Source organism: Rhizobium sp. Leaf453, from assembly GCF_001425605.1.
GTDB lineage: Bacteria > Pseudomonadota > Alphaproteobacteria > Rhizobiales > Rhizobiaceae > Pararhizobium.
In genome coordinates this window covers 889-26,783 of the sequence record NZ_LMRG01000012.1, presented here as the reverse complement: position 1 = coordinate 26,783, position 25,895 = coordinate 889, and the positions used below count along the sequence as shown (strand labels likewise).

Sequence of the window (25,895 nt, the reverse complement as noted above, 5' to 3'; positions counted from 1 at the left end):
TCCTGTTGAATGGGTGGTGTCAGGCCTGACGTGGGCGAACTGCGAGAAACATGCCGACCGCCAACACAGCGGTCCCGGCCCAGAAGGCCTCGGGCGCATACCAGCGGATGCCGTAGAGATGGTCGTTGGTGCAGAGCGCCTGGGCGAGTGCGCAAAGGTCGGTTGCGCCCGCAATGCAGGTTACGGCCTGACCAAGGGAGAGATAATCGTTCTCGACCACCTTGCCGAAGATCAGCCACCACCAGCCAAGGGCCGCGAGCGCGACGAATCCTCCGGCAAAGGCAACGACATGATCTGTTCTGAAACCGTTAAACGTCATGGGAAATCCCCAACGTCTCCAGGAGCGAACCGCGCAACGCCACCAGCTCCGCATCGTCGCGACGGCGCGGATGCGGCCGCTCGACGCGCACTTCCGCAACGATCGAGGCCGGGCGATCGGAGAACACGATGACGCGATCGGCCAGCAGTAGCGCCTCCTCGACATCATGGGTGACGAGAAGGGCCGTGAATGCGGCGCTTTTCCACAGGTCCAGAAGCTCGTTCTGCATCCTGAGCCGCGTCAGGGAGTCGAGCTTACCGAAGGGTTCATCCAGCAACAGCAGCTTCGGGTCGTTGACCAGAGCGCGGGCCAGCGCCGCGCGCTGCGCCATGCCACCCGAAAGCTGGTGCGGATAGAAATCGGCAAAGCCCTCCAGCTTCACGAGCTTCAAGACTTCATCGATATGGTGCTCGCGCTCGCGGATCAGACCGCGCGCCTCGAGGCCCGTGGCAACATTCGCCCGCACCGTGCGCCATGGAAAAAGCGTCGCTTCCTGAAAAACGAGGATCCGATCCGGATTGGGCGCGCGGATAGGGCGTCCATCCTCCAGAACATCACCCGATGTTGCCGTTTCAAGCCCTGCGGCGAGCCGCAGAAGCGTCGACTTGCCGCAACCGGAAGGGCCGAGCAGCGCGACGAACTCGCCGGGTTCGATCCTGAGGCTGATGTCATCCAGAACCTGCAGCTCTTTGCCGTCACCCCCGTAGCGATGCGAGACCTTCTTGACATCAATGGCGATGCTGCGGCTGGCGGGTGCGTCTTGAGAGAGGGCGAGCGCCATCAGAGAATTCCCTTCTGCCAGCCGAGCAGCCGGTCACGGGCGATGAACAGCAAGCGCACGAGACCTGCGCAGATCAGCGCCATGATGATCAATGCCGCATAGACATTGGCGTAGGCGGAATAGGCGGTGTTGAACTGGAGGTACCAGCCAAGGCCGAACTTGGCGCCGAGCATTTCGGCCACGACGAGCACAGCGAAAGAGTAGTAGAGCCCCATGAAAATTCCGACGAAGACGTTCGGCAGCGAAGCCGGGATCGCCACCTTGAAGATCAGGAAGCGATTGTCGGCGCCGAGCGTGCGGGCAACGTCATAATAGGAGCGGTTGACCTGACCGACGCCGGCCGCCGTCAGGATCGCGACGGGGATGCCTGATGCGAGTGCCACAAGGAAGATTGAAGCGTGAAAGGTCGAGGGGAAGATGAAGAAGGTGCAGGGTATCCAGGCGCTGGCCGGAACCGGGCCGATGAGCTTCAGGAGCGGCATACCCCAATAGGCGAAGCGCTTTGACCAGCCGAGCGCGACACCGGCAGTAAAACCGACGGCCACACCGGAGAAAAAACCGAGCGCCCAAAGCCGCCCGGTATAGGCAACGCAAATGAGCAGCCTGTCCCAATCCGTCACATAGACATGCAACAGGCCCTGCGGCGGCGAGAAGAATGGCTTCGGCAACCAGCCGAGTTTCGCCGTCACCACTTCCCAGACCGCGAACCAGAGCCCGATGACGATGAGCCAGGGACCATAATGCACCAGCGTCTGCCCCGCCTTGCCGAGCCGATGTACGGAGACCGACAGGAGCAGGAAGATGCCGGCGCCAATCAGGGTCAGGAGCGCGAAGAGATTTGTCGCGCCCCAGCTGATGACATCGGGCAGGCCATAGGTGAGCGCCGCTGCAAAGGCCCAAGTACCGGCGGCAAGCAGCCCGTTTCGCCAGATCCCAGTGAAAGGCGAAGCGAGCGCTTGACGCCCTGCCCCACCGAAACTTTCCTCGACAGCAGCGCTCATGGCATCACGCGAAGATATCGATTGTGATGCGGTTGGCGATTTCCTCCGGATCGGTGGAGGCATCGATGACGCCCGTGAGCTTCAAATCCTCGTAACCGATCTGCACTTCCTTCAGCAGTTCCTTGCCAAACCAGTGCTCGTGATAGGTGAAGGAGGCCAGAACTTCCGTCAGGTCTTCCAGCGAAAGGCCCGGCTTCAGCGTATCGAAATACCACTTGGCCACTTCATCCGGATGCCTGGCCGTGTGCTGGTGGATTTCCAGATTGGCAGCCGCAACGCGACGGATCGCATCCTTGTTGGCCTCGTAATAGTCGCCATTGACGCCGAGCACGCAGCAGACGCGATCCTGGAAAGTGCCGGTCTGGGTATCGGCTATGCGGGTGAAGCCGTGCTTCTTTTCATAGGAATAGGCCCAGGGGTCCATATGGGCGACGGCATCAGCCTCGCCCTTCAGCACGCCTTCCGCCACGAGGTCGAAGGGGAAGACTTTCCAGGTGACATCGGTTTCCGGATTGAGCCCAGCCTTGGCCAGCGCAACGGAGAAGGCGACGCGCGATGGAGACATGACGTCGAAAGTGCCGATCGTCTTGCCCTTCAGGTCGGTCAACGTCTTGATGCCGGAATCCGGCTTGACCAGCACGCGCTGGCAGCCACCATGCGAACCGGCGAAGAGCCGCACATCAAACCCCTGCTCAATGGGCTTCAGCCAATCATAGAGCAGGCCGGGACCAGCTTCCGCCTTGCGGGTTGCCAGCGCCTGGATCAGCGTCTGGCCACTAGCACCCTGATAGAAAAGCTCGACGTCGAGGCCATGCTTGGCGTAAATTCCCTTGGCTAGACCGAAGCCGACGGGCGAATGGCAGGCTGCAACTTCGGTCCATTCGAGTTTGATGGGAATAAGATTGCCGGCAATGGCATAGCGCGTCGAGCGCGCGCCGATGATGCCGACGGTGGCAGCAGCAGCGGTCAGGCCTGCAGCCTTGACGAGCCCGCGGCGTGAAATGCCTCGGATGTTTTGCGGAATGTCACTCATAGGGTCCCCTCACATGATGAGGACACCAGAATAACAGTAAAATATATAATATATAGATTTTATGGATTATTTAGACCTGATATTGGGAAATATTGTTTCATTCTCGAGGTCCAATAAAAGCGATATCTGCTCCAATCTGACGCTAGAAAACGGAGGTACAGCAATGCACCATTGCCGTGTGGATAACGCGGTCAGGAGAAGAACGCGTTTGCCGGACGTGCGAGCCCAAGATGCTCGCGCAAAGTACCGCCTTCGTAGTCACTCCGGAACAGTCCGCGGCGCTGAAGCTCAGGCGCAAGTTTGCCGGTGACATCATCGAGACCATCGGGAAGATAAGGGAAGACGATGTTGAAGCCATCGGAACCCTCCTGTCCAAGCCAGGTTTCCATTTCGTCCGCGATTGTCCCGACCGTTCCAACGAAGGCCAGACCGGCATAACCGCCATAGCGCTGCGCCAATTGCCGGACGGTCAGCCCTTCCTCTTCCGCAAGCTTTAAAACTTGGGCACGGCCTGTCTTGCTGGCATTGGTCTCCGGGATCGGCGGCAGCGGTCCATCAGGATCGAAGCCGGCGGCATCATGTCCAAGTGCGATAGAAAGAGACGCGATGGCGCTATCGTAGTGAACAAGACTATCGAGTTTCAGGCGCTTCTGTCGCGCCTCTTCGACGGTGTCACCGACGACGACAAAAGCCGCGGGCAGGATCTTCAGGCTGTCCCGTGTTCGCCCTTGAGCCTCGAGACGCCCCTTGATATCGGCATAAAGTGCCTTGCCTGCGGCGAGATCGCGGGGCGAACAGAAGACAACTTCGGCGGTTTCCGCGGCAAGCTGCCGGCCTGCCTCGGACTGGCCCGCCTGCACGATCACCGGCCAACCCTGCGGCGGACGGGCGATATTGAGAGGTCCGCGCACTTTAAGCCCCGGCCCGTTGTGATCAAGGACATGCATTCGGGCAGGATCGAAAAAGATGCCGCTTTCAACGTCGCGAATGAACGCATCATCGGCAAAACTGTCCCAAAGCCCGGTCACGACATCGAAGAATTCCCGTGCACGCGAATAGCGCTCGTCATGCTCTACCATGTCATCAAGCCCGAAGTTCAGGGCAGCGTCGGGGTTTGCCGTGGTGACGATATTCCAGCCTGCCCGTCCGCCGCTGATATGGTCGAGCGAGGCGAAACGGCGGGCAATGTGGTACGGTTGGTCAAAGGTCGTCGAGGCGGTGGCCACGAGACCAATCCGGTCGGTTACCGAAGCGAGTGCCGAAAGCAGTGTAAAGGGCTCGAAGGACGTGACCGTGTGGCTGCGGCGCAGCGCCTCGATGGGCATGTTGAGGACGGCAAGATGATCCGCCATGAAGAATGCGTCGAACTTCGCTGCCTCGAGCTTCTGCGCGAAGGACTTCAGATGCGCGAAATTGAAATTGGCATCCGGATAGGCACCCGGATAACGCCAGGCGCCGGTATGCAGGCTGACGGGCCGCATGAAGGCACCGAGATGCAGTTTCCTCGTATCGCTCATATCGTGTATTCCGGCTCGCTCAACGCCTGATCCATGGTCACGCCGGGCAAAGCCTTGTGGGGCCGCCCGACAGGTCGGGCCGGAATGCCGACGACGGAAGTATAGGGCGCAACCGGCGAAACCACCACACTGCCGGCACCAACCTTCGCACCAACGCCGACCTCGATATTTCCAATAATTTTTGCGCCGGCTCCAATCAATACACCACGGCGAATTTTCGGGTGGCGATCTCCCGTTTCCTTGCCGGTTCCGCCTAGGGTGACGTTCTGGAGGATGGAGACTTCGTCGTCCACCACCGCTGTCTCGCCGATAACGAGGCCACCGCCATGATCGAGCATAATGCCACGTCCCATCACCGCGGCTGGATGGATATCGATGGCGAAAACCTCGGAAATGCGGCTCTGCACATGACGAGCCAGATGCTGTCGGCCTATCGTCCAAAGCCAATGAGCAACACGATAGCCTTGCAAGGCAGAAAAGCCCTTGAAATAGAGAAAGGGTGTCAGCACTTCAGTGTTGCTGGGATCGCGATCCTTCACGGCGGCAAGATCGGCCGCAGCAGCGCCGAGAAGACCTGGCTTGTCGGTATAGGCCCCGAAAATCAGGGCCAACAGTTCGTCGCGATCGACGTCATGATCGGCCAGCTTGATCGACAGACGGTGCGACAGGGCGTGCCCGAACCCTGCATGCATAAGAACGGCCGAGTTCATTACGCGTGCAAGCGCCGGATCGCGATGCAGTACTGTGTTGGCTTCCTCCCGCAAGGTTTCCCAGAGAACCGCCACCTCGCGACGAGAGGCATCCTCGACGGGAAGAGTGACGACATTGCTTTCCTGAACTGACATCCGGGTACCCTCCAAAAACCGTGTAAGCCCGCCGACCCGTGAAAAGGCGGTGGAAAACCTCATGCCTTGGCTGGCTTTTCCAGCAGGTGCAGCAGATCCCGATGATGTTCAGCCGCCACATCCGGGTGTGAGCGCAGGCGGCTCTTCAGGTGGTTGATGCCAACCTCACGGAAGATCGGGTTGAACGGATCGACCGTCACCCCACGTTCGCGCCGCTTCAGTTCCTCTGGCAGCGGAATGACCGGGATAGTCGCGTCGTAGCGGGCGCCGAGAAAGAAAGCGACGGAGAAACGCTCCGTGCCGCTCGGCGGCGTGACAACATCATGCACGTCGGCCTTCACGAACCCGTTGGTCGCCAATTCCAGAAGCTCGCCGCAGTTGATGACGAAGGTGCCGGGAACCGGCGGGGCTTCGATCCACACACCCTCTTCCGTGCGGATGCGAAGGCCCGGCGTCGTATCCTGCAGGAGCACGGTGACGAAGCCGCCATCCTTGTGAGCACCCACACCCTGATCGCTGCCGGCAGCATCACGGCCGGGATAGCGGATGATCTTCAGGAGTTGCGACGGCGACGGTTCATAGATATCCGCAAAGGCGTTTTCCTGCTGGCCGAGCGAGAGCGCGATCGCCTTCAGCACGTCGATGCCGATACGGGTGACTTCGGCCTGATAACGCAGCAGCAACGGACGCAGCTCCGGCAGAGCTTCCGGCCACTGGTTCGGACCGTAGAGCCGGTTCCACGGCGTATCGGTTCCAGCCTCGACCGGTTCGCCCTCGGTGTTGACGTCCAGCTGCTCGCGCCAATCCTGCTCGCCACGGGTGCGCTCATATCCGGCGCGGTTATAGCCGCGGAAATGCGGCGACTTCACCATTTCGATCGAGAGCTTGTCCTCCTCCGGCAGCGCAAAGAAGCGCTTGGAGATGGCGATCACGTCATCGATCAGGCTCTGCGGCACTCCATGGCCGGTCAGGTAGAAAAAGCCGTGATCATGCAGGACGCGCGTCAACTCCTTGATGAAAGCCTCGCGCTCGGCCGGGCTGCCGTAGAAACGCGAAAAATCGATCGTTGGCAGATGGGTCGGCTTGGTGTGGATGGTCATGTTCATACTCCTCGCAGGAAAATTCAGGCTCTGTCGCGGCTGCGCGCAACGCGATGATTGACGGTGCGCGCCGCCCAGTCTCCGGCCATCTGGATCGACTGGACGATGACAACGAGCACAATGACGACGGCGACCATCACCTCGGGCATGAAGCGCTGATAACCGAAGCGGATACCGAGATCGCCCAACCCTCCGCCGCCCACCGTTCCAGCCATGGCCGAATAGCCGACGAGGCTGACCAGCGTGACGGTCTGCCCCGCCAGAATGCCGGGCAGAGCTTCGGGCAGCAGCACCTTCAGGATGATCTGCAACGGTGTGGCGCCCATGGCCTGCGCGGCCTCGATGAGGCTCTGATCGACCTCTCGCATCGCCGCCTCGGCCAACCGGGCGTAGAGCGGTGTGATCGCGATCGTCAGCGGCACGATGGCAGCGGCCGTGCCGACCGTCGTGCCCGCCAACAGCCGGGTCAAGGGAATGATCGCCACCATCAGGATGATGAAGGGCGTGGAGCGGATCAGGTTGACGACGGTGCCGATGACGCGGTTGAGCGCCGGGCGATCTAGGAACTGGCCCTTACTTGTGACAACCAGCAGGACGCCGAGCGGCAGCCCGACGAGTGTGGACAACAGGGCTGCGACACCGACCATCGTCGCCGTCTGCAGAATCGAATCAAGAAGCAGCGCAACGAGTGCCGGCGGCAGAAGATCGGACAGCATGGCCGATGACCTCTCTATGGAGACCGAGGGACGACAGATGGGCGAGAATGGCAGGCAGGCGGTCTCCCGCCTCCGGCAGCAGCAGGCTCAGAACGCCGAGCGGCCGCTCATCGATGTAGTCGATGCGTCCGTGCAGGATCGAAGCCCGGATACCGAACTTGACGGCGAGATCGGCAACGACCGGCTCTTCTGCGGCTTCCCCTGTGAAAACGATACGCAACACAGGCGCGGTGTCACCGGACGGCTGAGGTTGAAGCCGCGCAGCGACCTGCGGCGGCAGGTCGTGCGCGACGATGGAGGACAGGAAGGACCGCGCAAACGGCGATTTCGGGAAGGCGAAGACATCGAAGGTCGCGCCGCTTTCGACCACCTTTCCATGCTCCAGAACCGTAACGTGGCTGGCGATGGCACGCACCACGTCCATCTCATGGGTGATGAGGATGACGGTGAGGCCGAGACGCCGGTTGATATCCTTGAGGAGCGACAGGATCTGTTCGGTCGTTTCCGGATCAAGCGCGGACGTCGCCTCGTCCGACAGCAGCACCTTTGGATCGAGCGCCAGCGCACGGGCAATGCCGACACGCTGCTTCTGGCCGCCGGAAAGCTCGACCGGATAGGCATCGGCCTTCTTGGAAAGGCCGACCAAATCGAGGAGCGTCGGAATACGCTTGCGGATTTCCTCCTTCGGCACCCCGGCGATTTCCAGCGGCAGGGCAATATTGCCTGCTGCCGTGCGCGACGACATGAGGCTGAAATGCTGGAAGATCATGCCGATATCGCGCCGGGCGCCACGCAGCGTGGCACCCGACGACAAGCTGGTGATCTCGTGGCCGGAGACTTCGATCCGGCCCGAAGTCGGCACCACAAGCCGGTTGAGGCAACGGACCAACGTGCTCTTTCCCGCACCGGAACGGCCGATAATGCCGTGGATGTCTCCTTCGCCGACGGAAAGCGAGACCTTGTCGAGCACCGGGCCTGCCTTGTCGTCATAAACCATGGTCAGGTCTTCGACACGAACCACTTGGCGCCGAGCCGCGACGGATACCGCCGTCACAGACTGCACCGCTTTCTGGTCTGTTCGAAGCGCGGGTGAAACAGCAAGCGTCGTCATGACTTACCAGACCGGGATGACGTTGCCACCAAACTTGGCCTCGATGAACGACTTCACCTCCGGCGACTGATAGGCTTCGACCAGCGTCTTGACCCAGGGGGCGCCCTTGTTCTTCTCGGCAACACCGATCAGGCAATGATAATCTGAAAGCTGGTCTTCGATGAGGATGCTGTCACGGGTCGGCACGAGACCGGCGCTGAGGGCGAAATGCGAGGTGATGACGGAGAAATCGACATCTTCCAGAGAACGAGGCAACTGCGCGGTTTCGAGTGGGATGAGCCTGATGTTTTTCGGGTTCTCGATGACATCCAGTTCGGTCGCCTTGAAAGAGACGCCGGCAGCGAGCTTGATCAGCCCGCCCTTCTCCAGCAGCTTCAGCGCGCGGCCAAGATTGCTCGGGTCGTTGGGGATCGTCACCTGAGCCCCTTCGGGCAGTTCGGTCAGTGTCTTGTATTTCTTCGAATACCCAGCCATCGGCAGCAGCACCGTCTTGCCGACCGAGACAACCGCCAGGCCACGGTCGCGGTTCTGCTGGTCGAGATAAGGCGTGTGCTGGAAGCCGTTGGCATCGAGGTCGCCATCATTGGTGGCCGGGTCGATAAGCGCGCCATCGGAAAACTCGATGACTTCGATATCGAGGCCCTTGGCCTTGGCGATCGGCACGATGGCGTCGGCGATCTGCGCATGCGGGCCGGCAGTGACGCCGAAGCGGATCTTTTCAGCTGAAGCAGAAGCGACTGTTCCCAAAAACAGGGCCAATGCCGGCAGGATAAGCAAGGAACGACGATTCATCAGTTGGTTTCCCCATTTATGCAGTGGATGAGACGAGAAGAATTCAGGCTCAGGACGCCGCCTTCCAGCCGCGCCCATCGCGCCAGGCCACGAGCCGTCGCACGGCTTCGGTCAGCGTCTCGGTGCGCTTGGCGAAGCAGAAGCGGATGTGGCTGGTGACGTCGCGTTTGCCGTAAAAGGAGGAGATCGGCACGGGTGTCACGCCGGCCTCCAGCGTCAGGCGCCGCGAGAAGACAAGATCGTCTTCCTCCGGCGCAAAATCGCTGCGATCGGCGACGGCGAAATAGGTGGCCTCGGCGGGATCGACCGCGAAGCCAACCGCACGCAGGCCGGACACCAGGAGGTCGCGGCGCTCCGCGAGTCCTTTCTTCAATCCGTCAAAATAGCTGTCCGGCAAGGCGAGACCGACGGAGACGGCAGCCTGCAAGGCAGGCGGCGTCGTAAAGGTGATGAACTGATGGGCGCGGGCGATCGGCCGCAGGAGATGGGGCTCCGCCGTCACGTAACCGACCTTCCAGCCGGTAACGGAAAATGTCTTGCCGGCCGAACCGATGCGCACGGTGCGGCCGCGCAACTCCGGCAGGAAAAACGGCGAACGATGGTGTGCACCGTCGAAGACCAGATGCTCGTAAACCTCGTCCGAAACGATGGTCAGGCCATGCTTCAGCACCACGTCGCGCAAGCCTGCAAGCTCTTCGTCGTCGAAGACCTTGCCAATGGGGTTCATCGGCGTATTGAGCACGATGATTTTCGTGCGGGGCGTGATCGCCGCCTCCAGCTTGTCAGCCGTCAGACGCCAATGGGGTGGCTCCAGTCGCACGGGAACCGGTACCGCGGCGGCCCGGCGGATCAGGAGATTGTAGGCGTCATAGACCGGCTCCAGCACAATCGCCTCGTCACCGGTGTCGAGCAGGCCGAAGAAGGCATCGGTCAAAGCTTCGGTCGCGCCGGAGGTGACCAGCACCTCCTGCTCCCAGTCGACCCTCTCACCGAAGAAGCGCAAGGTATTATCCGCGACAGCTTTTCGCAGCGCCGGAATACCCATCATCGGCGGATATTGATGTGGCCCTTCGCGAAGCGCTGCAACGGCGGCCTCGATCAGTTCTTCCGGCTCGAGGGCCTCGGGAAAACCCTGACCGAGATTGATCGATCCCGCCTCGGCGGAAAGCCGTGACATCTCTTCGAAAATGGAGGTGCCTGCGGCACCGAAGACGGAATTGACCATAACGTCGCAAAACCATTGAACGATTTTCAATGGCCTTGAACGTATTATCTATAATTTCTATAGGCAAAGAAATTTATTTCGCACTGCACCCTCGTGTGGGAAAAGCTCGACTTCTTCACTTGGTGCCGCAATAGGATAAGTTCGTTGGCACGAGCTATACTTCCGGATTAAAATCAGGAACCATTTTAACCTCTAATGGTCGCGTTGGTCCGTCGTCAGTCCTGCCAAGTGCCAAGATTGCCGCATTCGACCTCGCACCAATATGTGTGTCAGCTATCCCGCGCCGTGAAAAATTATACCGGCCTTGATGTCATGCCGGATTCCGATCGATCGCTCGCGATGCAAGATTGCGTGGATGTCGGGACGGCGGGCGGTTATTTTCCTCAAAAAAAACGGCTTAAGCAGACTTCCTTGCCCTATGCAATCTTGCAAAAGGCCACGCTCCTCCAGCATCGGGACCGGCGAGATGTCGATGCCTTCTTTCGCAATCTTGAGGTCGGGAAGTCTTTACGTGCAAAGCCAATCTCAGCGGCGATTTCAGATGTGATGCACTGCGTCAGATCAGCAAATGAGGTCGTCCGCCAACGTCGCAAGGCGCATACACCCTCAGCCTGGCACAGGCATCCTCGGCATGCTCGCAAGCAGTCTTTGCGTATAAGGATGAGCAGGGCGGGAGAGCAGGTCGCGCGTCACGCCCTGTTCGACAATACGGCCTTTCTCCAGCACCACCATTTGCTCGCAAAGCAAGGCCACGAGAGCGATATCGTGTGAGACGACGATAAACGTCATCCGCGACGACAATGTGCGCATGAGGTCGATAATACGGGTACGGGTGGAGAGATCGAGCGCACTCACCACTTCGTCGGCGATGATGATTTCGGGTCGGGCAACGATCGCACGGGCAATAGCGATACGCTGGCGCTGGCCGCCGGAAAACTCGTGCGGATAGCGGCGGGCAGCGTCGGCGGGCAGATCGACGTCGCGCAAGGCTCCGGCAACCGCTTCCGCGATGTCGGTTTCGATCTTCAGCGAGCGTAACGGTTCGGCAATGATATCAAACACCCGCTGGCGCGGATCGAGCGACGAATAGGGATCCTGAAAAACCGCCTGCACGCTGCGGCGAAAGCCGCGCATGAAACCGCGATCACGGGTGTCGAGGGTTTGACCTCTAAAGAAGACCGTGCCGGCGGAAGCGCGCTCCAATCCGAGCAGCAGCTTCAGAAGCGTCGTCTTGCCGGAGCCGGATTCACCGACAATGCCGAGGTTGCTGCCGGCATGGAAGGAGAGGTCCATGCCCTGCAGCACCGTCTTGCTGCCGCCATAGGCAAACGAAACGCCGGAGACATCGAGAAGGGTCATGGCGTCATCTCCAGGGCTCTGTCGAAAGCGCGGGCAGCGGCGACCAGATCGGCGGTATAGGGATGGGACGGCTGGCTGAAAAGGGTCGAAACCGGTCCCTCCTCGATTAGGGTTCCATGGCGCATGACCAACGCGCGGGTGGTGACGCTTGCGACCACCGGCAGGTCGTGACTGATGAACAGCAGGCCCATCGCCTCGTCGCGGACCAACCCTTCGAGCAATTGCAGGATTTCCATCTGGGTCGTGACGTCGAGCGCCGTTGTCGGCTCGTCGGCAATCAGCAGCTTTGGACGGCAGGCGAGCGCCATGGCGATGGCTGCCCGCTGGCGCTGACCACCGGAAATCTCGTGTGGGAACGCGCGGGCGATCCGGTGCGCTTCCGGCAGCGCGACACGTTCCAACAGAGCCATCACCCGTTCCGATATCTCGGTCTTGCCGAGAGGCTTTGCATCCCGCAGCGCCCTGCGTTTCACCACCTCCGCCACCTGCTGGCCAATCCGCATCAGCGGATCGAGCGCCGTCATCGGTTCCTGAAAGACGGCGGCAATGGTGGTCCCCCGCAAAGGCACGAGATCGCGGTCGCGCGCGCCCACCACCTGATGACCGTCCAGCGCAATCGAACCGCCGACCCGCATCGCTTCCGGTAGCAAGCCGAGCACGGCAAGAGCGGTCAGCGATTTGCCGGAACCGGATTCGCCGATCAGCCCGACCCGCTCACCGGCGGCGATCGAGAAAGAGATGCCGGAAACCAGCGAACGATTGGGCGTGCGGATGTGCAGATTTTCGACGGATAGCAGCGGGCTCATCGGCTCCTCCTGCGGGTCGGATCGGCGACCTCGCGCAGGCCATCAGCAAAGAGGTTGAGGCCGATGACCAGCGACACCAGCGCAAGGCCGGGTGCGATGGCACCAAAGGGAGCGGTGTAAACGGAAGCCTGTGCCTCCTGCAGCAGTCGGCCCCAGGAGGCATTCGGCGGTGGTGCACCAAGCCCGAGATAGGAGAGCGATGCCTCTGCGATGACAGCAAGCCCGAATTGCAGCGCGAAGTTGACGATCAGCGTCGGCCAGATGTTCGGCAGCACATGGATGCGCACGATGCCCGGCCAGGACGTGCCTGAGATGCGCGCGGCCGTGATGTAATCCATGGCGAGAATACGTTTTGCAAGGATACGCGACAGACGCGCCACGATGGCCGAACCGGCGATGCCGATAGCGAGGATCGCTGTCCAAAGGCTGGCGCCATCTCCCGAAGCGACGATCAGCATGGCCAAGAGCAGCGTCGGGAAGGCGATGAGGATATCGAGGGCTGCCGCCAGCACATCATCCAGCGTGCAGGTGGCAAAGGCGGCAAGAACGCCGACGGTAACACCGATCAATGCCCCGAGTGCGACCGCTCCGCAACCGACGACAAGCGCAATGCGCGAGCCGACCATGATCTGGCTCATGAGATCACGACCAAGCCTGTCCGTGCCGGCCCAATGGGCGAGCGACGGTCCTTCGAGCCGTCCGCCCACCATGTCGCCTACACCGTAAGGCGTCCAGACGAGGGAAAGCAGGGCTACTAGCAAGTGCATGCCAGCGAGAATACCGCCCGCCACAAGCAGCCATGGAATACTTGCTTGGCGAGGCGCATTTTCTGCTGAGATGACGGGATCGGAAGCGCTCATGCTCCACCTCCCGAAATCCGGCCGCGCAGACGCGGATCGATCAGACGCTGGATCAGGTCAGCTGCGAAGCCGACAAGCAGCACCAGCAATGTCGAAACAAACAACACGCCCTGCACATTGGGATAGTCGCGCTGCTCGATACCGAGCAACAGCATGGAGCCAAGCCCCGGCAGCGCAAAGACCCGCTCCACAACGACGGCGCCGAGCAGGGTCGAGGCCAGTTCGATGCCGAGAACCGAAATAACCGGCACGGCGCCATTGCGAATGCCATGGCGGATCAGCGCTTCCGTGAATGTGGCGCCGAGCGCGCGGGCTGTGCGCAGGTAATCGCTGCCGAGCACATCCTGGGTCGCGGAGCGCACATAGCGGATGAGGGATGCCGACATCACCATAGCGATGGTGGCAACCGGGAGAACGAGCGACTGAAGCGCTTTGCCGGGCACGAGCCAGCCGCGTGACGGAAAGCCGCCTGAGGGAAATAGCCTGAGATTGACGGCAAAGACCGTCACCAGAAGAATGCCGATCCAGAACACGGGAATGGCAATACCGAGCTGGGAAATGACCGAAATTAGCGCGCCATACCACCTGTTCTGGCGGATGACGGAGAGGATGCCGAGCGGAACAGCGATCGCGATCGCAACGACAAAGGCCATCAGCGTCAGCGGTACGGTGACGATCAGCCGCTTGCCGATTTCATCCAGCACTGGCGCACCGCTCACGAAGGACTGGCCGAGATCGAAGCGCGCGAGGCTTCCGGCAAAACGCAGGAATTGTTCGTAGAGCGGCAGGTCGGAGCCCACCTGCTTGCGCGCGGCCTCGATCTGCGCCGCGTCCGCCCCGACGGACACCAGCGCATTGGCAGGGTCACCCGGCAGAAGACGCAGCAAGACGAACAGGATGACGGCTGTGATGACGACCGACAACGCCAGAATGACGGATCGGCGGAGAATGTAGGAAAGTATGGTCTTGACCTCTCATGCGCGGACGCCGTCCGAGCATATAGGCCGGGCGGCGTCCTGTGTCGAGCATCCGGTTTCGCCGCAGTTATTCAGCCTTGGTGATGCCGTAGGCGAAGAACTGCGAGTTGAGGCCGTTCAGCGGATAGCCACTCACCGTTGCCTTGGAAACGACGATCTGCGGATAGAGGTAGAACCAGTTGCTGGCTGCATCCTCGGCGATGATCGTGTTGGCTTCCTTCAGCTTTTCCGTCTGTTCTGCTTCTGTGGCGCTTGCTTCGGCCTGCTTGATCAGGTCGACAACCTTCGGGTTATTGTAGCCCCAGTAGAAATCCGGGTTGCCGTAGAAGACGATATCGCGGTGATTGACGTGCTCCTGCAGGGTCGCCTGGAAGTCATGGGCCTTGTAGACCTTCGTGTACCATTCGTTGGCCGTGATGACGTTGATCTCGACCTTTACACCGATCTTTGCCAGTTCGCTCTGGATGAACTGTGCGGCGATCGGATGCGGGTCGTAGTTCGGCGTGTCGATGGTGAAGGTGAAGCCATCGGGATAGCCGGCTTCCTTGAGCAGGGCCTTGGCGCTTTCCGGGTCATAGGCATCGACCTTGGTCAGATCGGCGTACCAGGCGTCCGTCGGCGGCACGAAGGAGCCGATCAGCGTGCCATAATCACCCCAGACGGCCTTCAGCAGTTTCGCATCATCAATGCCACGGGCAAGCGCCTTGCGGACTTTCACGTTGTCGAAAGGGGCAACGCGGTCATTGTAGGCGAGCAGCAGCTTCGTCGTGGACTTGCCTTCGCTGACGGTAAATTCCGGATTGTCCTTGAACTGGGCTAGCGAATCCGGGCTCTGGACAGAGGTGATGATATCGACCGCGCCGGTCAGGAGTGCATTGTTCAGCGCGGTCGCCTCGGTGAAATACTGGAAGACCACTTCCGCGTTCTTCGGTTTTTCACCCCAGTATTTATCGAAACGGGCGATAGCGAGCGAGGAGCCGCGACGCCATTCCTGCAACGCGTACGGGCCGGTGCCGTCTTCCTTCGACTGGAAGTCCGTTGCCTCGTCGTTGGCGATCCAAACGTAGCTGAGATTGTAGGGCAGCGAGATCGAACGCGAGGCGAGCTTCACCACGACCGTCGCGTCATCCGGCGTCTCGACGCCGGTGATGGTTTTCAGGCTGTTCTTGCGTGAGCTCTTCGACGCTTCGGCCGTAACGCGCTCGATCGAGAACTTGACATCTTTCGAGGTGAGCGGCGCGCCGGAATGGAAAGTCACGCCCGACTGCAGCGTGAAAGTGTAGGTCAGGCCGTCTTCGCTGACCTTCGTATCCTTGGCGAGCGATGGCTCGACCGTGCCCGCATCCGTCAGCCGGAACAGCGCTTCATAAACGTTGCCGTTGAAGGCTTCATTGATGCCCTGACCAGCACCTGCGGTGTTATCGAGGTTCTGGGGCTCATAGAGCGACCCGATGTTCACGGTCGCATCCGGGTCGCTTTCCGCAGCCAGAACGGGGCTCACCCACGCAAGGGCAGCCGCAAGCGCCGTCGTCAGCACGAGGTTGCGGGTTTTGGAACGGCTCATTTCACTCTCCTGTATCGATGCCGATCATCGGCGTCATGACGTGATATTATTTACCCCTGCCCTTCCGTGATATCGCGATTCACAGCAATTTGCGGAAACGAAAGGGAATTTCATTTCAAGAAAGATCGTATCCTTGGATGGTTTTCACGGACTGCTTTTGACGCCAGCTTCGCCGCCTGCCACAAGCCAAGCGCCTCCGATCTCATTCGCAGGTTCACCTTTCACCTTCAGATATCGCGGATGACGTGGATCATCGTGAGGCTTCAGCAGGAAGCGGCGGGCAATCTCCCAATAGCCGTCATAGACAAGCCCGCCATTGATCGCGACCAGCGTATTCCTGTGTCGGCGATAGAGGCCGGGGATGCGATACCAAGGAAGTGCCGGCCGCTGGTGATGCAGTACATGCAGGTTGTTGTAGAGAAACAACAAGCCGAAGAGCGGGCTGTTTTCAACGATGGCCGTGCGCTCGTCGTGATGATCGGCATAGCGGTGCTCGGCATAGGAGCGTAGGCGGCTGAGCGCCGCGCCGACATAGACGAAACCGAAGAGATAAAGCCAGAGCGGCATGACGCACACCCACAGCACCCAGAAGAGGACGGCGGCGACACCAAGCGTGTGCCGCGTCCACAATGCTGCGCGCTGCCGGTCACCTTTGAGGATCAAGTTTGCCTCTTCAGCAAGGAAATTGACGATCATCACTAATGGTCCGAGCGTCAGACGGCCGAAGAGCGTCGTGTTCCAGGCGGCGAGCAGGCGGCCGAAGCTGCCCATCCGCTCCCAAGCGGTTTGGGTGAAGTAGGACGATTCCGGATCTTCGATCGGGTCCGTCAGGTGCTCGTCGCGGTGATGGGTGAGATGGCCCTCGCGATAGATGGTATAGGGCAGCCAGAGAGACAAAGGTGGCCAGCCGATGGCGTCATTGATGACGCGGCGGCGGGTCGGGTGACCGTGGATCACCTCATGTTGCAACGATCCATGCCAGGCGATCAGCCATCCGCCGAGAGCAATCACGACGACAAGCGGCAGCGACTGCCAGAACCAGGTGGCGGCGAAGAAGCCACCATAGATGACGAGCGCGAGTGCCACCGTCTGCCATTCGATGCGGGCGACGGTGGAGAGATCTGTCTGCGATGGCAGATGTGACATGAAGCTGTTCCGGTGGAAAAAAGTGATTGATTTCAATCGCCAATATTAGATGGAAGCGGCAATCACCCGCGCCGCATGGCTTTGCGGGGAGCCGGTGAAAAAAGGAAAACTGATTGCGCCGAAACCCGCAACCGGAAAATATTTATTCTATGTAATTAATAGATTATTGGCTTTAATCGTCCCATCGAATTGAAGCCCCTGCCCTCGGCCGGGGTTCATGAACCCGGAGGGACAACCCATGACATTTAACCCCACGCGCCGGCAGGTACTGCTCGGTAGCGCTTCCATCGCCACCGTTGTCGCGCTCGGCGGCATTCACCCCGCCTTTGCCGCTGAAGACCACACCAAGATCACCGTCCGGGTCGAGAAGGATCTGTCCAACCTCGACCCGGCAAACCGCTCCGGACCCATCGACCTTAACGTCATCTGGTCGGTGCAGCAGGGCCTGATCTCGTTCAAGCCGGGTTCGACCGAGTGGGAACTCGACGCGGCTGAAGAACTGGAGCAGGTGAGCGACACCGAAATCCGCTTCAAGCTGCGCAGCGGCCTCGCCTTCACCGGTGGCTATGGCGACCTGACGGCGGAAGACGTGAAATTCTCCTTCGAGCGTTTCATCAAGCCGGATAGCGAAGGCAAGCCGGTGACCTATGCCAAGGACTGGTCGGCGCTCGATCGCGTGGAGGTCACGGGTCCGCTTGAAGGCCGCATCATCCTGAAGAACCCGGCCCCCGCGCTTTACACCATCGCACTTGCCGACGGCTCCGGCCGCATTCTCTCAAAGAAGGCTTTCGAAGCACTTGGCGAGAAGGCGATTGCTACCAAGCTTGTTGGCAGCGGACCGTACATCCTCAAGGAATGGACCCCGCGTGAGAGCTTCGTGCTGGAGATCAATCCGGACTACAAGGGGCCGATCAAGCCGCACTTCCAGCAGATCGTCGGCAAGCCGATCGGTGAGCAGAAGACCTCGGAAATCGCCTTCCAGTCCGGCGAGATCGATTTCACCGCCATCGACCCGGAAAACGGCAAGGCGCTTGCGGCACTGCCGGATGCGAGCGTCACCGAAATCCCCGCCATCGACTACGTCTGGTTCGGCCCCAACATCGAGAAGGCGCCGTTCGACGATATCCGCGTGCGCCAGGCGCTGCGTTATGCCGTCGATATCGACGCGATCCTGCAAGGCGCCTATTCCGGTCTTTATCCGCGCGCCAATGCACTGCTCGCCCCGAGCCTGCTTGGTTACTGGAAGGACGCGCCGGTTCACGCTCGCGACTTGGAAAAAGCGCAGGCCCTGCTGGCTGAAGCCGGCCATGCCGACGGCTTCAAGACCAAGCTGACGATCGAGGCGAATGCCCGCTATGAGGCGATCGCCCAGATCATCCAGGCAAACCTCGCCGAAGTCGGCATCGAGGTCGAGATCGAGGCGCTGGAATCGGCCGCCTATTGGGCGCTGGGCGAAAACGACGCCAGCAAGGATCTCGAATTGTCGCTGATCAAGTACAACGGCAAGTTCGATCCGGGCTTCCAGACGCAGTGGTTCACGTCCGCTCAGGTCGGCCAGTGGAACTGGCAGCGCTGGAAAAACGCCGAGTTCGACGCGCTTCATGAAAAGGGTGGCGTCACCGTCGATCCGGCCGAACGCGAGAAGATCTATATCGAGGCGCAAAAGCTGCTCGACGAATCCGCGGCCTTCATCTGGATCACCCACAACCTCAACGCCTTCGCCTCGCGCAAGTGGCTGAAACCCGGCGTGCTGCCAAACGGCAACAACTGGCTCTACACGGCGTTTACGGAAGCGACGGCCTGATCCGGTGACAGCTTTTGAAAATCGGGATGCGCTGCGATGAGGAGCGCATCCCTCCAAATTCATCTCGCCTTCAAGCTGGCGACGGCGCTTCTCGCCGTTGCCGGCTCGGTTGTGCTTCTTCTGGCACTGACGCGGCTGATCCCCGGCGATCCCGCGACTGTCATCCTCGGCTCGCGCGCAACGCCGGAAGCCGTGGCCGCGCTCAACGCCCGCATCGGCCTCGACAGGTCGCTGGTCGAACAGGCCTTTGCCTTCTTCGGTCGGCTGTTTTCCGGTGATCTCGGCGAAGATGTGTTCAACGGCCGACCGGTTCTCAACCTCGTTCTCGCCGCGCTGCCGAACACGGCGGCGCTCGCAATCTCGGCGATGGTCACAGCCGTCGTGCTTGGCGTGCCGCTGGCGCTGCTTTCAGCGCGCTGGCCGGGTGGCAAGGTAGACCGGCTCATCGCGTTCCTGAGCGTTGGCTTTATATCGACGCCGAGTTTTGTCGTTTCGGTTTTCCTGCTGATGGTGTTTTCCGTGACGCTGCGCTGGTTTCCGGTTCTCGGCGCCGGCGAAAGCGGCGATCTCGCCGATCAACTCTGGCATCTTGTGCTGCCGACTGCGGCCCTAGCCGCCGGCTGGGTTGGCTACATCGCACGCCTGTTGCGCTCCTCGCTGCTGGAAGTGCTCAGCGAAAGCCATATCCGCACGCTGCGCGCCTACGGCGTCAGCGAAGCGAAAATCCTGATGAAATATGCCCTGAAACCGGCCGTGCTCCCGACCGTTGCCGTGCTAGGCATGGGGTTTGGCGAGCTTCTCGGCGGCGCGGTTTTCGCCGAAGTGATCTTCAATCGCCCCGGCCTCGGCTCGCTGATCTATGACGCGATCCGCACCCGCAATTATCCCGTGGTTCAGGGCGGCGTGTTCATCATCGTGCTGCTTTATGTTCTGACCAACCTCATCGCCGATCTCTCCCAGAGCCTGATCGATCCGCGCGAGCGCGCCCGCCTCGTTTCCGGTCGGGGGCAGTGACATGACGGCACTTGTCGATCTCTCCCGCCGCCCCGGCGGCACGTTTGCGCTTTTCGCGGTAACACTCCTATGTCTTGTCGCGATCGCGGCGCCTGTCATCGCGCCCTACGGGCCAAACGCGATCGCCCCCGCCAGCCGCCTCATGGACCCCTCGCTGCAGCACTGGCTCGGCACCGACCATCTCGGCCGCGATATCCTGAGCCGCCTGATCTTTGGCGCGAGAGTGGCACTCGGCATTTCCCTGTCAGTGATTGCCATTTCGCTGACGGCCGGGGTTGTTCTTGGCATCATATCGGCGCTTTCGCCCCGCGCGGTCGATCTCGTCATCGTCGGCATCTTCGATATTGTGACCTCGTTTCCAAGCATCATTCTGGCGCTGGCGCTGGTCGCTGTCTTAGGTCCCGGTCTCGGCAATGTCGTGCTGCTTGTCAGTATCGTCTTCATTCCCCATTTCGGTCGCGTTGCCCGCGCCCAGACCATTGCCATCCGCAACAGCCCGTTCATCGAGGCGGAAAAGGTGCTGGGCGCTCAGACATGGCGGGTGATCCTGCATCATGTGATGCCCAACATCATCGGCCCGATCTTCGTGCTCGCCTGCATGGATATCCCCGTCGTCATCACTATCGAGGCGGGCCTGAGTTTCCTCGGGCTCGGCGTGCGCCCGCCGCTCGCCAGCTGGGGAAACCTCTTGAACGATGGCTACACCTATCTCGACCAGTCTCCCTGGCTCGCCACCTTTTCCGGCCTGTCGCTGATCCTAGCCACGCTCGGCTTCGCCCTGCTTGGCGAAGCGCTGCGCGACACGCTCGACCCGAAACTGAGGAAGACCCTGTGACCCTCCTCACCATTGAAAACCTCAACGTCTCCTATCGCGGCAGCGGGCGCTCCGCCCATATTCTCGATGGCGTCGATATCGAGATCGGCCATGGCCAGTCCGTCGGCCTTGCCGGTGAAAGCGGCAGCGGCAAGTCCACCGTCGCCTTCGCCCTGCTCGGCCTGTTGGCCGACAATGCCGAAGTTTCCGCTGCTTACGCCGCTTTCGACGGACGGACGCAGGATTTTGCCGCGCGCGAGACTGCGAGCCTGCGCGGCGCCGATATCGCCATGATATTCCAGGACCCGATGACGGCGCTGAACCCGATGTTCACCATCGGCACGCAGCTTGTCGATATCCAGCGCCGCCGCTTTCAGAAGGCGAGCCGAAAGGCTCTCTGGGCAAGGGCGGAAGCCGTGCTCGCCGATGTCGGCGTTCAGGATGCGGCAGCCCGGATGCACCGGTACCCGCATGAGTTCTCCGGCGGCATGCGCCAGCGTGTGGTGATCGCCATGGCGCTGCTGGTAGAGCCAAAGCTGCTGATCGCCGACGAGCCGACGACGGCGCTCGATGCCACCATTGAGGCGCAAGTGGTCGACGTGCTGCACCGCCTGCGGCAGCGCACTTCTGCCTCGATGCTGGTGGTCAGTCACAGCATGGGGCTGATCGCCGAGCTCTGCGACAGCGTGGTCGTAATGTATGCGGGGACGGTGGTGGAAAGCGGCAAGGTGGCCGATGTGCTGCACCGTCCGCGCCATCCCTATACCCGCGCGCTGCTGGCCTGCGAGATTGATCCCTTCGCGGCCTTCGATCCCTCCCAGGATCTTGCGACCATTCCCGGCAACGTGCCCGATCCGTCCCGCCGCCCGAAAGGGTGCATCTTCGCCGGTCGCTGTCCCGCCCGCCATGACCGCTGCAGCGAGAAACCGCCGCAGCGACACGCCGGCGATGGCCGCCCCTATGCCTGCTGGCTGGAGGCTGCCTGATGACCGCCCTCACCTTGAAGGATGCCGTTATCCGTTACGACCGGTTGACCGCCGTGGATGGCGTTTCGCTGGAATTGCGGCGCGGCGAGACGCTGGGCCTGGTCGGCGAAAGCGGTTGCGGCAAATCCTCCGTCGCCCGCGCCATCGTCGGGCTACAGCCCTTGGCGGGCGGCACGCTTACAATCGAAGGCGAGACGCTACAGGATGTTTCGAACCAGCGCCGGCAGGCGTTGCAGCGAAAAATCCAGCTGCTGTTTCAGGACCCCGCCGCTTCGCTTTCTCCGCGCATGACGGTGCGTTCGCTTCTGGCCGAGCCTTTGAAAATCCGTGGAACCTATACGCCCGAAAGCCGGGCGCGGATCGTGGACCTCGCTGAAAGCATCGGGCTCGGCGAGCAGCTTCTCTCCCGCTATCCGCACCAACTGAGCGGCGGTCAGGCGCGGCGTGTTGCGCTGGTGCGGGCACTTGCGGCCGAACCCTCGATCATCGTTGCGGACGAACCGACGGCAGGACTCGATATCTCGGTGCAGGGCGAACTGCTCAACCTCTTGCGGGCGCTACGGGATCGGCTAGGCTTGAGCTATCTGCTGATCTCCCACAATCTCAATGTGGTCGGCCGGGTCACGGACCGGGTGGCAGTGATGTATCTCGGCCAAATCGTCGAAAGCGGGCCGACGGCGGCGCTGTTTCGCGCGCCGGCCCATCCCTATACCCAAGCGCTGCTCTCGGCCAATCTCACACTTGATGTGAGCCGAAGGCGGGAGCGCATCGTGTTGTCCGGCGAGCTGCCGAGCCCAAGCAATCCACCGAGCGGTTGCCGCTTTCACAGGCGCTGTCCGCTGGCCCAGCCGAAATGTGCGGTTGACGTCCCGACCCTGCAGGCCTCCGGCGAGCGCAGCGTCGCCTGCCACTTCCCGCTGGCGACGGCGCCTGTTGTCACGCCTCAGGCGATTGCAGGGTAGCCATGGCGAGCCGCTTCCCGATCCAGCTCCGCCAGCACTTCGTAATCGGCATCACCGAGCAGGCTGATGCCGCGCAGCGAGAGCGTGTCGCAAACTTGCGCCAGATCAGGGTCGGAAATGGTTTCGTCCAGCGCGCGGCGCAGGATGACGAGATCCTTGGCCGGGGTCGATGCGGACGTGATGAAGGGCAGGCCCGGCCCCTTGGCGGTTTCCGCCAGGATACGCACACCGGCGACGCGCTCGGGATCGAAGCGCAGCGTGTTGCCGAACGTAACGCAATCGATCGCAGCGATATCCGCCTCGCCGCTCGAAACCGCGTCGATGCTTGCCCGATGGCCGCCAGTCTCGATGACCGAGGAGAAGAAGCGTCCCTCGACCGCATGCGGCGCGATGAAATGGCGGAAGAGATTGTAGCCGGAATTGCTGCCAGGTTCATTGATCGCCGCGCGGCTGCCCCTCAGTTCCTCGACCGAGGCGACCAGCGAACTGGAATTGACGATGATGAAGCTGCATTTGAGCGGCCCGTCGCAACCGGGCAACCCATAAACCGGCGATGCCACCAGCTGCACCTTGCCGCGCAGATGCCGGACATAAGGGTAGCCGCAGGTCTGGCCGAACAACAGATCCGGGCGAAGCCAGGCTTCATCGTAGCGGACATTGCCGTCCAGTGCCGCCGGCGCATCAAGCCCATAACCACGAAGACGCTCCCCCAGTGCCTCCCAGAAAAGCTGCGTCGCCCGCTCGACCGGGGGCGGGCTGACATACATGGCAAGGCTGGCAAGCGACATCGGGAGCACTCCGGCAAAACAATGGAAAAACCTATGCAATGCATAGATTTAAATCGCAACGAGATTTCGTTGAAAGGATACCTGCCATGAACCAGCCGTTTCAGGAAAACCGCTCATCTTTTTCGGACGCAACGGAGATCGACTGCGATGTCCTCGTCATCGGTGGCGGGCCGGCGGGCTGCTGGGCAGCACTCGAAGCCGCCGGAGCCGGAGCAACGGTCGTGCTCGTCGACAAGGGCTATTGCGGCAGTTCCGGCGCGACCGCTTCTGCCGGGACTCAGATCTGGTACGTGCCGCCGGATGCGGACGAACGGGAGGCCGCGATGGCGAGCCGCGAGGCGATGGGCGGCTATCTGTCCGAACGGTCATGGATGGTGCCCGTTCTCGACAAGACCTATGAGAGCGTCAACCGGCTGGCGGACTGGGGCTATCCCTTCCCCGTCGATGAAAAGGGCGAGCAGCAGCGGATCTCCGTTCAGGGGCCGGAATATATGCGGCTGATGCGCCGCAAGGTGAAGAATGCCGGCATCACCATTCTCGATCATCATCCAGCCACGCAGCTTCTGACGGATGGCGGCACCGTCGTTGGCGCAACCGGCCTGCGCCGTCAGGAAGGCGGCCACTGGACCGTGCATTCAGGCGCCGTCGTGCTGGCAACAGGCGGCTGCGCGTTCATGAGCAAGGCGCTCGGCTGCGACGTGCTGACCGGCGACGGCTACCTGATGGGCGCGGAAGCGGGTGCGGAACTCTCCGGCATGGAATTCTCCTCGGCCTATGCCATCTCGCCGACCTTCGCCTCAATCACCAAGACGGCGCTCTATCGCTTCGCGCAATTCTACCGCAGGGATCACAGCCTGATCGAAGGCGCAGGCTCCGCCCGTGGCCGCTCGATCATCGCACGCGTGCTCCTCACCGAGCCGGTCTATGCCCGGCTCGATCTCGCTGAAACGGATGAGGTGAAAGCGATCCTGCGTCGCGCCCAGCCGAATTTCTTCGTGCCCTTCGACCGGCGCGGCATCAACCCTTTCACCGACTTCTTTGAGGTCAAGCTGCGGCTTGAAGGCACCGTGCGCGGCACCGGAGGTCTCAGGCTCACCGGCCTCGACTGTGCTACCACTGTTCCCGGTCTTTATGCGGCCGGCGATAACGCCACCCGCGAGCCGATCTGCGGCGGCTTCACGGGAGGCGGCAGCCACAACGCCGCCTGGGCGATTTCGACCGGCTCCTTTGCCGGTGCTTCGGCCGCCTCCTTTGCCCTTGGAAAGACGGCAACGGCCGATGTCACGCAACGGCAATCCGCTTCCGCGATAAGCACCAGTTCTGTCGATCCGCAAGCCATCATCAAGGCCGTGCAGGAGGAAGTCTTCCCGCTCGACGTCAACTATTTTCGTACCCACGCCGTTCTCTCGGCCGCACTCGAAAGGCTTAACCGTCTGTGGAACAGCATTTCCTCGGCGACTGTCACCGATGAAAGCCAGGCACTCCAGTTGAGGCAGGCCCAGGCAATGACCGCTACCGCCCGCTTCATGTACCGCGCCGCCCTGTCGCGCACCGAAAGTCGCGGCATGCATCGCCGCGAGGATTTTCCGAAACAGGACCCCGCCCAGCATCACCGCCTCGTCGTCAGCGGCCTCGACACGATCACAGTCAGGCGAGAGACGATCGATCCGGGCGTTTACAGGGAGGCAGCCGAATAATGATCGAGGTTCTCGACACCGACACCTGCACCGACTGCAATCTCTGCGTCCAGGTGTGCCCCACCAATGTCTTCCAAGCGATGCCCGAAGGCCCGCCGGTCATCCTGCGGCAATCCTCCTGCCAAACATGCTTCATGTGCGAAGTCTACTGCCCCGTCGATGCGCTCTATGTCGATCCTGACGCCGAAGCCGTGCATGGACTGACCGCCGAGGACGTTCGCGAAAGCCAGCTTTTCGGTAGCTATCGTAAGGCCATCGGCTGGCACAAGGAGACCCGCCACCGCCGCAATATCGATGACCATTTCCGGTTGCCGCAATAATGTTAAAAACGCATGGCAATTGTCGAAGGCACCCTAAATCAAACTTTCAGCAACCGACGCGCATGGGCCTTTGTTTCGACGAGGATCGGCGCACGCGTGCAGCAGCACGACGCCTGACTTTCCGCTTGTGCACGGAAAGACCTTCCCCGCGACCTTTAGGCAAGTGCTGAGAGCAGCCTCTTGGCACTGTGGAACCTGTTCTGGACTGGACAGGGTCGACTTTTTTTTGCTGAGGGGTCCCGGTCGGATTTGCTCGGTGAACTGCCCCCCATTTCGACCGGACAGTCGGCATAAGCAGAAAGGCTCAAGCACAGGCTTGAGGACAGGCTTATGTCTAACGAGTATCGACACGTTGAAT

General features: G+C 61.2%; 25 protein-coding genes. 7 read left to right on the top strand and 18 right to left on the bottom strand.

Annotated elements, in window-relative coordinates; translation table 11 throughout:
- Positions 1–19: 19 nt before the first annotated feature.
- From ASG68_RS13750 to ASG68_RS13665, 17 genes are all read right to left on the bottom strand, one after another.
- Positions 20–319 (bottom strand): hypothetical protein, encoded by a 300-nt coding sequence (locus ASG68_RS13750; protein ID WP_062583748.1) that lies wholly within the window; start codon positions 317–319, stop codon positions 20–22.
- Positions 309–1,100, bottom strand: coding sequence for an ABC transporter ATP-binding protein (locus tag ASG68_RS13745; protein WP_082478425.1), 792 nt, complete (start codon positions 1,098–1,100; stop codon positions 309–311). Before ASG68_RS13745 ends, ASG68_RS13750 begins: the two co-directional genes overlap by 11 nt.
- Positions 1,100–2,101, bottom strand: coding sequence for an ABC transporter permease (locus tag ASG68_RS13740; protein WP_062583746.1), 1,002 nt, complete (start codon positions 2,099–2,101; stop codon positions 1,100–1,102). Before ASG68_RS13740 ends, ASG68_RS13745 begins: the two co-directional genes overlap by 1 nt.
- A 4-nt stretch (positions 2,102–2,105) precedes the next feature.
- A complete protein-coding gene (locus ASG68_RS13735) occupies positions 2,106–3,134 on the bottom strand; it encodes an ABC transporter substrate-binding protein (RefSeq protein WP_062583745.1) in 1,029 nt (342 codons plus the stop codon).
- A gap of 191 nt (positions 3,135–3,325) precedes the next feature.
- Positions 3,326–4,651, bottom strand: coding sequence for an LLM class flavin-dependent oxidoreductase (locus tag ASG68_RS13730; protein ID WP_062583744.1), 1,326 nt, complete (start codon positions 4,649–4,651; stop codon positions 3,326–3,328).
- Positions 4,648–5,496: a serine O-acetyltransferase gene (gene cysE / locus ASG68_RS13725; protein WP_062583743.1), complete on the bottom strand. Its 849-nt coding sequence runs from the start codon at positions 5,494–5,496 to the stop codon at positions 4,648–4,650. The genes ASG68_RS13730 and cysE overlap by 4 nt, the downstream gene beginning before the upstream one ends.
- A 59-nt stretch (positions 5,497–5,555) precedes the next feature.
- Positions 5,556–6,596 carry an isopenicillin N synthase family dioxygenase gene (locus ASG68_RS13720; protein WP_062584022.1) on the bottom strand — a complete coding sequence of 347 codons (1,041 nt, stop codon included), beginning with the start codon at positions 6,594–6,596 and terminating at the stop codon, positions 5,556–5,558.
- A 23-nt stretch (positions 6,597–6,619) separates the two neighbouring features.
- Entirely contained in the window at positions 6,620–7,312 is a 693-nt protein-coding gene (locus ASG68_RS13715) for a methionine ABC transporter permease (RefSeq protein ID WP_062583742.1), read from the bottom strand.
- On the bottom strand, positions 7,266–8,309 hold the full coding sequence (locus ASG68_RS13710) for a methionine ABC transporter ATP-binding protein (RefSeq protein WP_062583741.1): 1,044 nt from the start codon (positions 8,307–8,309) through the stop codon (positions 7,266–7,268). Before ASG68_RS13710 ends, ASG68_RS13715 begins: the two co-directional genes overlap by 47 nt.
- Positions 8,310–8,426: 117 nt before the next feature.
- The gene (locus ASG68_RS13705) at positions 8,427–9,215 is read right to left on the bottom strand and encodes a MetQ/NlpA family ABC transporter substrate-binding protein (protein ID WP_062583740.1); all 789 of its coding nucleotides are present in this window, start codon (positions 9,213–9,215) and stop codon (positions 8,427–8,429) included.
- A 49-nt stretch (positions 9,216–9,264) separates the two neighbouring features.
- Positions 9,265–10,440: an aminotransferase gene (locus ASG68_RS13700; RefSeq protein ID WP_062583739.1), complete on the bottom strand. Its 1,176-nt coding sequence runs from the start codon at positions 10,438–10,440 to the stop codon at positions 9,265–9,267.
- A 606-nt stretch (positions 10,441–11,046) separates the two neighbouring features.
- On the bottom strand, positions 11,047–11,799 hold the full coding sequence (locus ASG68_RS13690; protein ID WP_062583737.1) for an ABC transporter ATP-binding protein: 753 nt from the start codon (positions 11,797–11,799) through the stop codon (positions 11,047–11,049).
- On the bottom strand, positions 11,796–12,605 hold the full coding sequence (locus tag ASG68_RS13685; RefSeq protein ID WP_062583736.1) for an ATP-binding cassette domain-containing protein: 810 nt from the start codon (positions 12,603–12,605) through the stop codon (positions 11,796–11,798). The genes ASG68_RS13690 and ASG68_RS13685 overlap by 4 nt, the downstream gene beginning before the upstream one ends.
- Entirely contained in the window at positions 12,602–13,465 is an 864-nt protein-coding gene (locus tag ASG68_RS13680; RefSeq protein WP_062583735.1) for an ABC transporter permease, read from the bottom strand. Before ASG68_RS13680 ends, ASG68_RS13685 begins: the two co-directional genes overlap by 4 nt.
- Positions 13,462–14,415, bottom strand: coding sequence for an ABC transporter permease (locus ASG68_RS13675; RefSeq protein WP_062583734.1), 954 nt, complete (start codon positions 14,413–14,415; stop codon positions 13,462–13,464). Before ASG68_RS13675 ends, ASG68_RS13680 begins: the two co-directional genes overlap by 4 nt.
- A gap of 94 nt (positions 14,416–14,509) precedes the next feature.
- Positions 14,510–16,006: an ABC transporter substrate-binding protein gene (locus ASG68_RS13670; RefSeq protein WP_062583733.1), complete on the bottom strand. Its 1,497-nt coding sequence runs from the start codon at positions 16,004–16,006 to the stop codon at positions 14,510–14,512.
- Between the two features lie 144 nt (positions 16,007–16,150).
- On the bottom strand, positions 16,151–17,152 hold the full coding sequence (locus tag ASG68_RS13665) for a fatty acid desaturase (protein ID WP_082478422.1): 1,002 nt from the start codon (positions 17,150–17,152) through the stop codon (positions 16,151–16,153).
- Between the two features lie 238 nt (positions 17,153–17,390).
- Here ASG68_RS13665 and ASG68_RS13660 point away from each other — a divergent pair, with 238 nt between their 5' ends.
- Genes ASG68_RS13660 through ASG68_RS13640 form a run of 5 tightly spaced genes read left to right on the top strand, consistent with a single transcriptional unit; the run spans position 17,391 to position 22,732 of the window.
- A complete protein-coding gene (locus ASG68_RS13660) occupies positions 17,391–18,956 on the top strand; it encodes an ABC transporter substrate-binding protein (protein ID WP_062583732.1) in 1,566 nt (521 codons plus the stop codon).
- Between the two features lie 36 nt (positions 18,957–18,992).
- Entirely contained in the window at positions 18,993–19,970 is a 978-nt protein-coding gene (locus ASG68_RS13655) for an ABC transporter permease (RefSeq protein ID WP_062583731.1), read from the top strand.
- Between the two features lies 1 nt (position 19,971).
- Positions 19,972–20,805, top strand: coding sequence for an ABC transporter permease (locus tag ASG68_RS13650; RefSeq protein ID WP_062583730.1), 834 nt, complete (start codon positions 19,972–19,974; stop codon positions 20,803–20,805).
- Positions 20,802–21,770: an ABC transporter ATP-binding protein gene (locus tag ASG68_RS13645; RefSeq protein ID WP_062609870.1), complete on the top strand. Its 969-nt coding sequence runs from the start codon at positions 20,802–20,804 to the stop codon at positions 21,768–21,770. The genes ASG68_RS13650 and ASG68_RS13645 overlap by 4 nt, the downstream gene beginning before the upstream one ends.
- The gene (locus ASG68_RS13640) at positions 21,770–22,732 is read left to right on the top strand and encodes an oligopeptide/dipeptide ABC transporter ATP-binding protein (RefSeq protein WP_062583728.1); all 963 of its coding nucleotides are present in this window, start codon (positions 21,770–21,772) and stop codon (positions 22,730–22,732) included. The genes ASG68_RS13645 and ASG68_RS13640 overlap by 1 nt, the downstream gene beginning before the upstream one ends.
- Here the strand turns inward: ASG68_RS13640 and ASG68_RS13635 are convergent.
- On the bottom strand, positions 22,714–23,520 hold the full coding sequence (locus ASG68_RS13635) for a phosphate/phosphite/phosphonate ABC transporter substrate-binding protein (protein ID WP_062583727.1): 807 nt from the start codon (positions 23,518–23,520) through the stop codon (positions 22,714–22,716). The two genes, ASG68_RS13640 and ASG68_RS13635, sit on opposite strands and share 19 nt — an antisense overlap.
- 86 nt (positions 23,521–23,606) lie before the next feature.
- On the opposite strand from ASG68_RS13635, the gene ASG68_RS13630 reads away from it, so the two are divergent.
- Both ASG68_RS13630 and ASG68_RS13625 read left to right on the top strand, forming a co-directional pair.
- Entirely contained in the window at positions 23,607–25,217 is a 1,611-nt protein-coding gene (locus ASG68_RS13630; RefSeq protein WP_062583726.1) for an FAD-dependent oxidoreductase, read from the top strand.
- Complete coding sequence (locus ASG68_RS13625) at positions 25,217–25,537, top strand: 4Fe-4S dicluster domain-containing protein (RefSeq protein WP_062583725.1); 321 nt, start codon at positions 25,217–25,219, stop codon at positions 25,535–25,537. The genes ASG68_RS13630 and ASG68_RS13625 overlap by 1 nt, the downstream gene beginning before the upstream one ends.
- Positions 25,538–25,895: the final 358 nt, after the last annotated feature.

Bases quoted from the DNA above. Each gene is read 5' to 3' on its own strand.
- ASG68_RS13750 (WP_062583748.1), bottom strand. From the start codon at position 319: ATGACGTTTAACGGTTTCAGAACAGATCATGTCGTTGCCTTTGCCGGA.
- ASG68_RS13745 (WP_082478425.1), bottom strand. From the start codon at position 1,100: ATGGCGCTCGCCCTCTCTCAAGACGCACCCGCCAGCCGCAGCATCGCC.
- ASG68_RS13740 (WP_062583746.1), bottom strand. From the start codon at position 2,101: ATGAGCGCTGCTGTCGAGGAAAGTTTCGGTGGGGCAGGGCGTCAAGCG.
- ASG68_RS13735 (WP_062583745.1), bottom strand. From the start codon at position 3,134: ATGAGTGACATTCCGCAAAACATCCGAGGCATTTCACGCCGCGGGCTC.
- ASG68_RS13730 (WP_062583744.1), bottom strand. From the start codon at position 4,651: ATGAGCGATACGAGGAAACTGCATCTCGGTGCCTTCATGCGGCCCGTC.
- cysE (WP_062583743.1), bottom strand. From the start codon at position 5,496: ATGTCAGTTCAGGAAAGCAATGTCGTCACTCTTCCCGTCGAGGATGCC.
- ASG68_RS13720 (WP_062584022.1), bottom strand. From the start codon at position 6,596: ATGACCATCCACACCAAGCCGACCCATCTGCCAACGATCGATTTTTCG.
- ASG68_RS13715 (WP_062583742.1), bottom strand. From the start codon at position 7,312: ATGCTGTCCGATCTTCTGCCGCCGGCACTCGTTGCGCTGCTTCTTGAT.
- ASG68_RS13710 (WP_062583741.1), bottom strand. From the start codon at position 8,309: ATGGTTTATGACGACAAGGCAGGCCCGGTGCTCGACAAGGTCTCGCTT.
- ASG68_RS13705 (WP_062583740.1), bottom strand. From the start codon at position 9,215: ATGAATCGTCGTTCCTTGCTTATCCTGCCGGCATTGGCCCTGTTTTTG.
- ASG68_RS13700 (WP_062583739.1), bottom strand. From the start codon at position 10,440: ATGGTCAATTCCGTCTTCGGTGCCGCAGGCACCTCCATTTTCGAAGAG.
- ASG68_RS13690 (WP_062583737.1), bottom strand. From the start codon at position 11,799: ATGACCCTTCTCGATGTCTCCGGCGTTTCGTTTGCCTATGGCGGCAGC.
- ASG68_RS13685 (WP_062583736.1), bottom strand. From the start codon at position 12,605: ATGAGCCCGCTGCTATCCGTCGAAAATCTGCACATCCGCACGCCCAAT.
- ASG68_RS13680 (WP_062583735.1), bottom strand. From the start codon at position 13,465: ATGAGCGCTTCCGATCCCGTCATCTCAGCAGAAAATGCGCCTCGCCAA.
- ASG68_RS13670 (WP_062583733.1), bottom strand. From the start codon at position 16,006: ATGAGCCGTTCCAAAACCCGCAACCTCGTGCTGACGACGGCGCTTGCG.
- ASG68_RS13665 (WP_082478422.1), bottom strand. From the start codon at position 17,152: ATGTCACATCTGCCATCGCAGACAGATCTCTCCACCGTCGCCCGCATC.
- ASG68_RS13660 (WP_062583732.1), top strand. From the start codon at position 17,391: ATGACATTTAACCCCACGCGCCGGCAGGTACTGCTCGGTAGCGCTTCC.
- ASG68_RS13655 (WP_062583731.1), top strand. From the start codon at position 18,993: ATGAGGAGCGCATCCCTCCAAATTCATCTCGCCTTCAAGCTGGCGACG.
- ASG68_RS13650 (WP_062583730.1), top strand. From the start codon at position 19,972: ATGACGGCACTTGTCGATCTCTCCCGCCGCCCCGGCGGCACGTTTGCG.
- ASG68_RS13640 (WP_062583728.1), top strand. From the start codon at position 21,770: ATGACCGCCCTCACCTTGAAGGATGCCGTTATCCGTTACGACCGGTTG.
- ASG68_RS13635 (WP_062583727.1), bottom strand. From the start codon at position 23,520: ATGTCGCTTGCCAGCCTTGCCATGTATGTCAGCCCGCCCCCGGTCGAG.
- ASG68_RS13630 (WP_062583726.1), top strand. From the start codon at position 23,607: ATGAACCAGCCGTTTCAGGAAAACCGCTCATCTTTTTCGGACGCAACG.
- ASG68_RS13625 (WP_062583725.1), top strand. From the start codon at position 25,217: ATGATCGAGGTTCTCGACACCGACACCTGCACCGACTGCAATCTCTGC.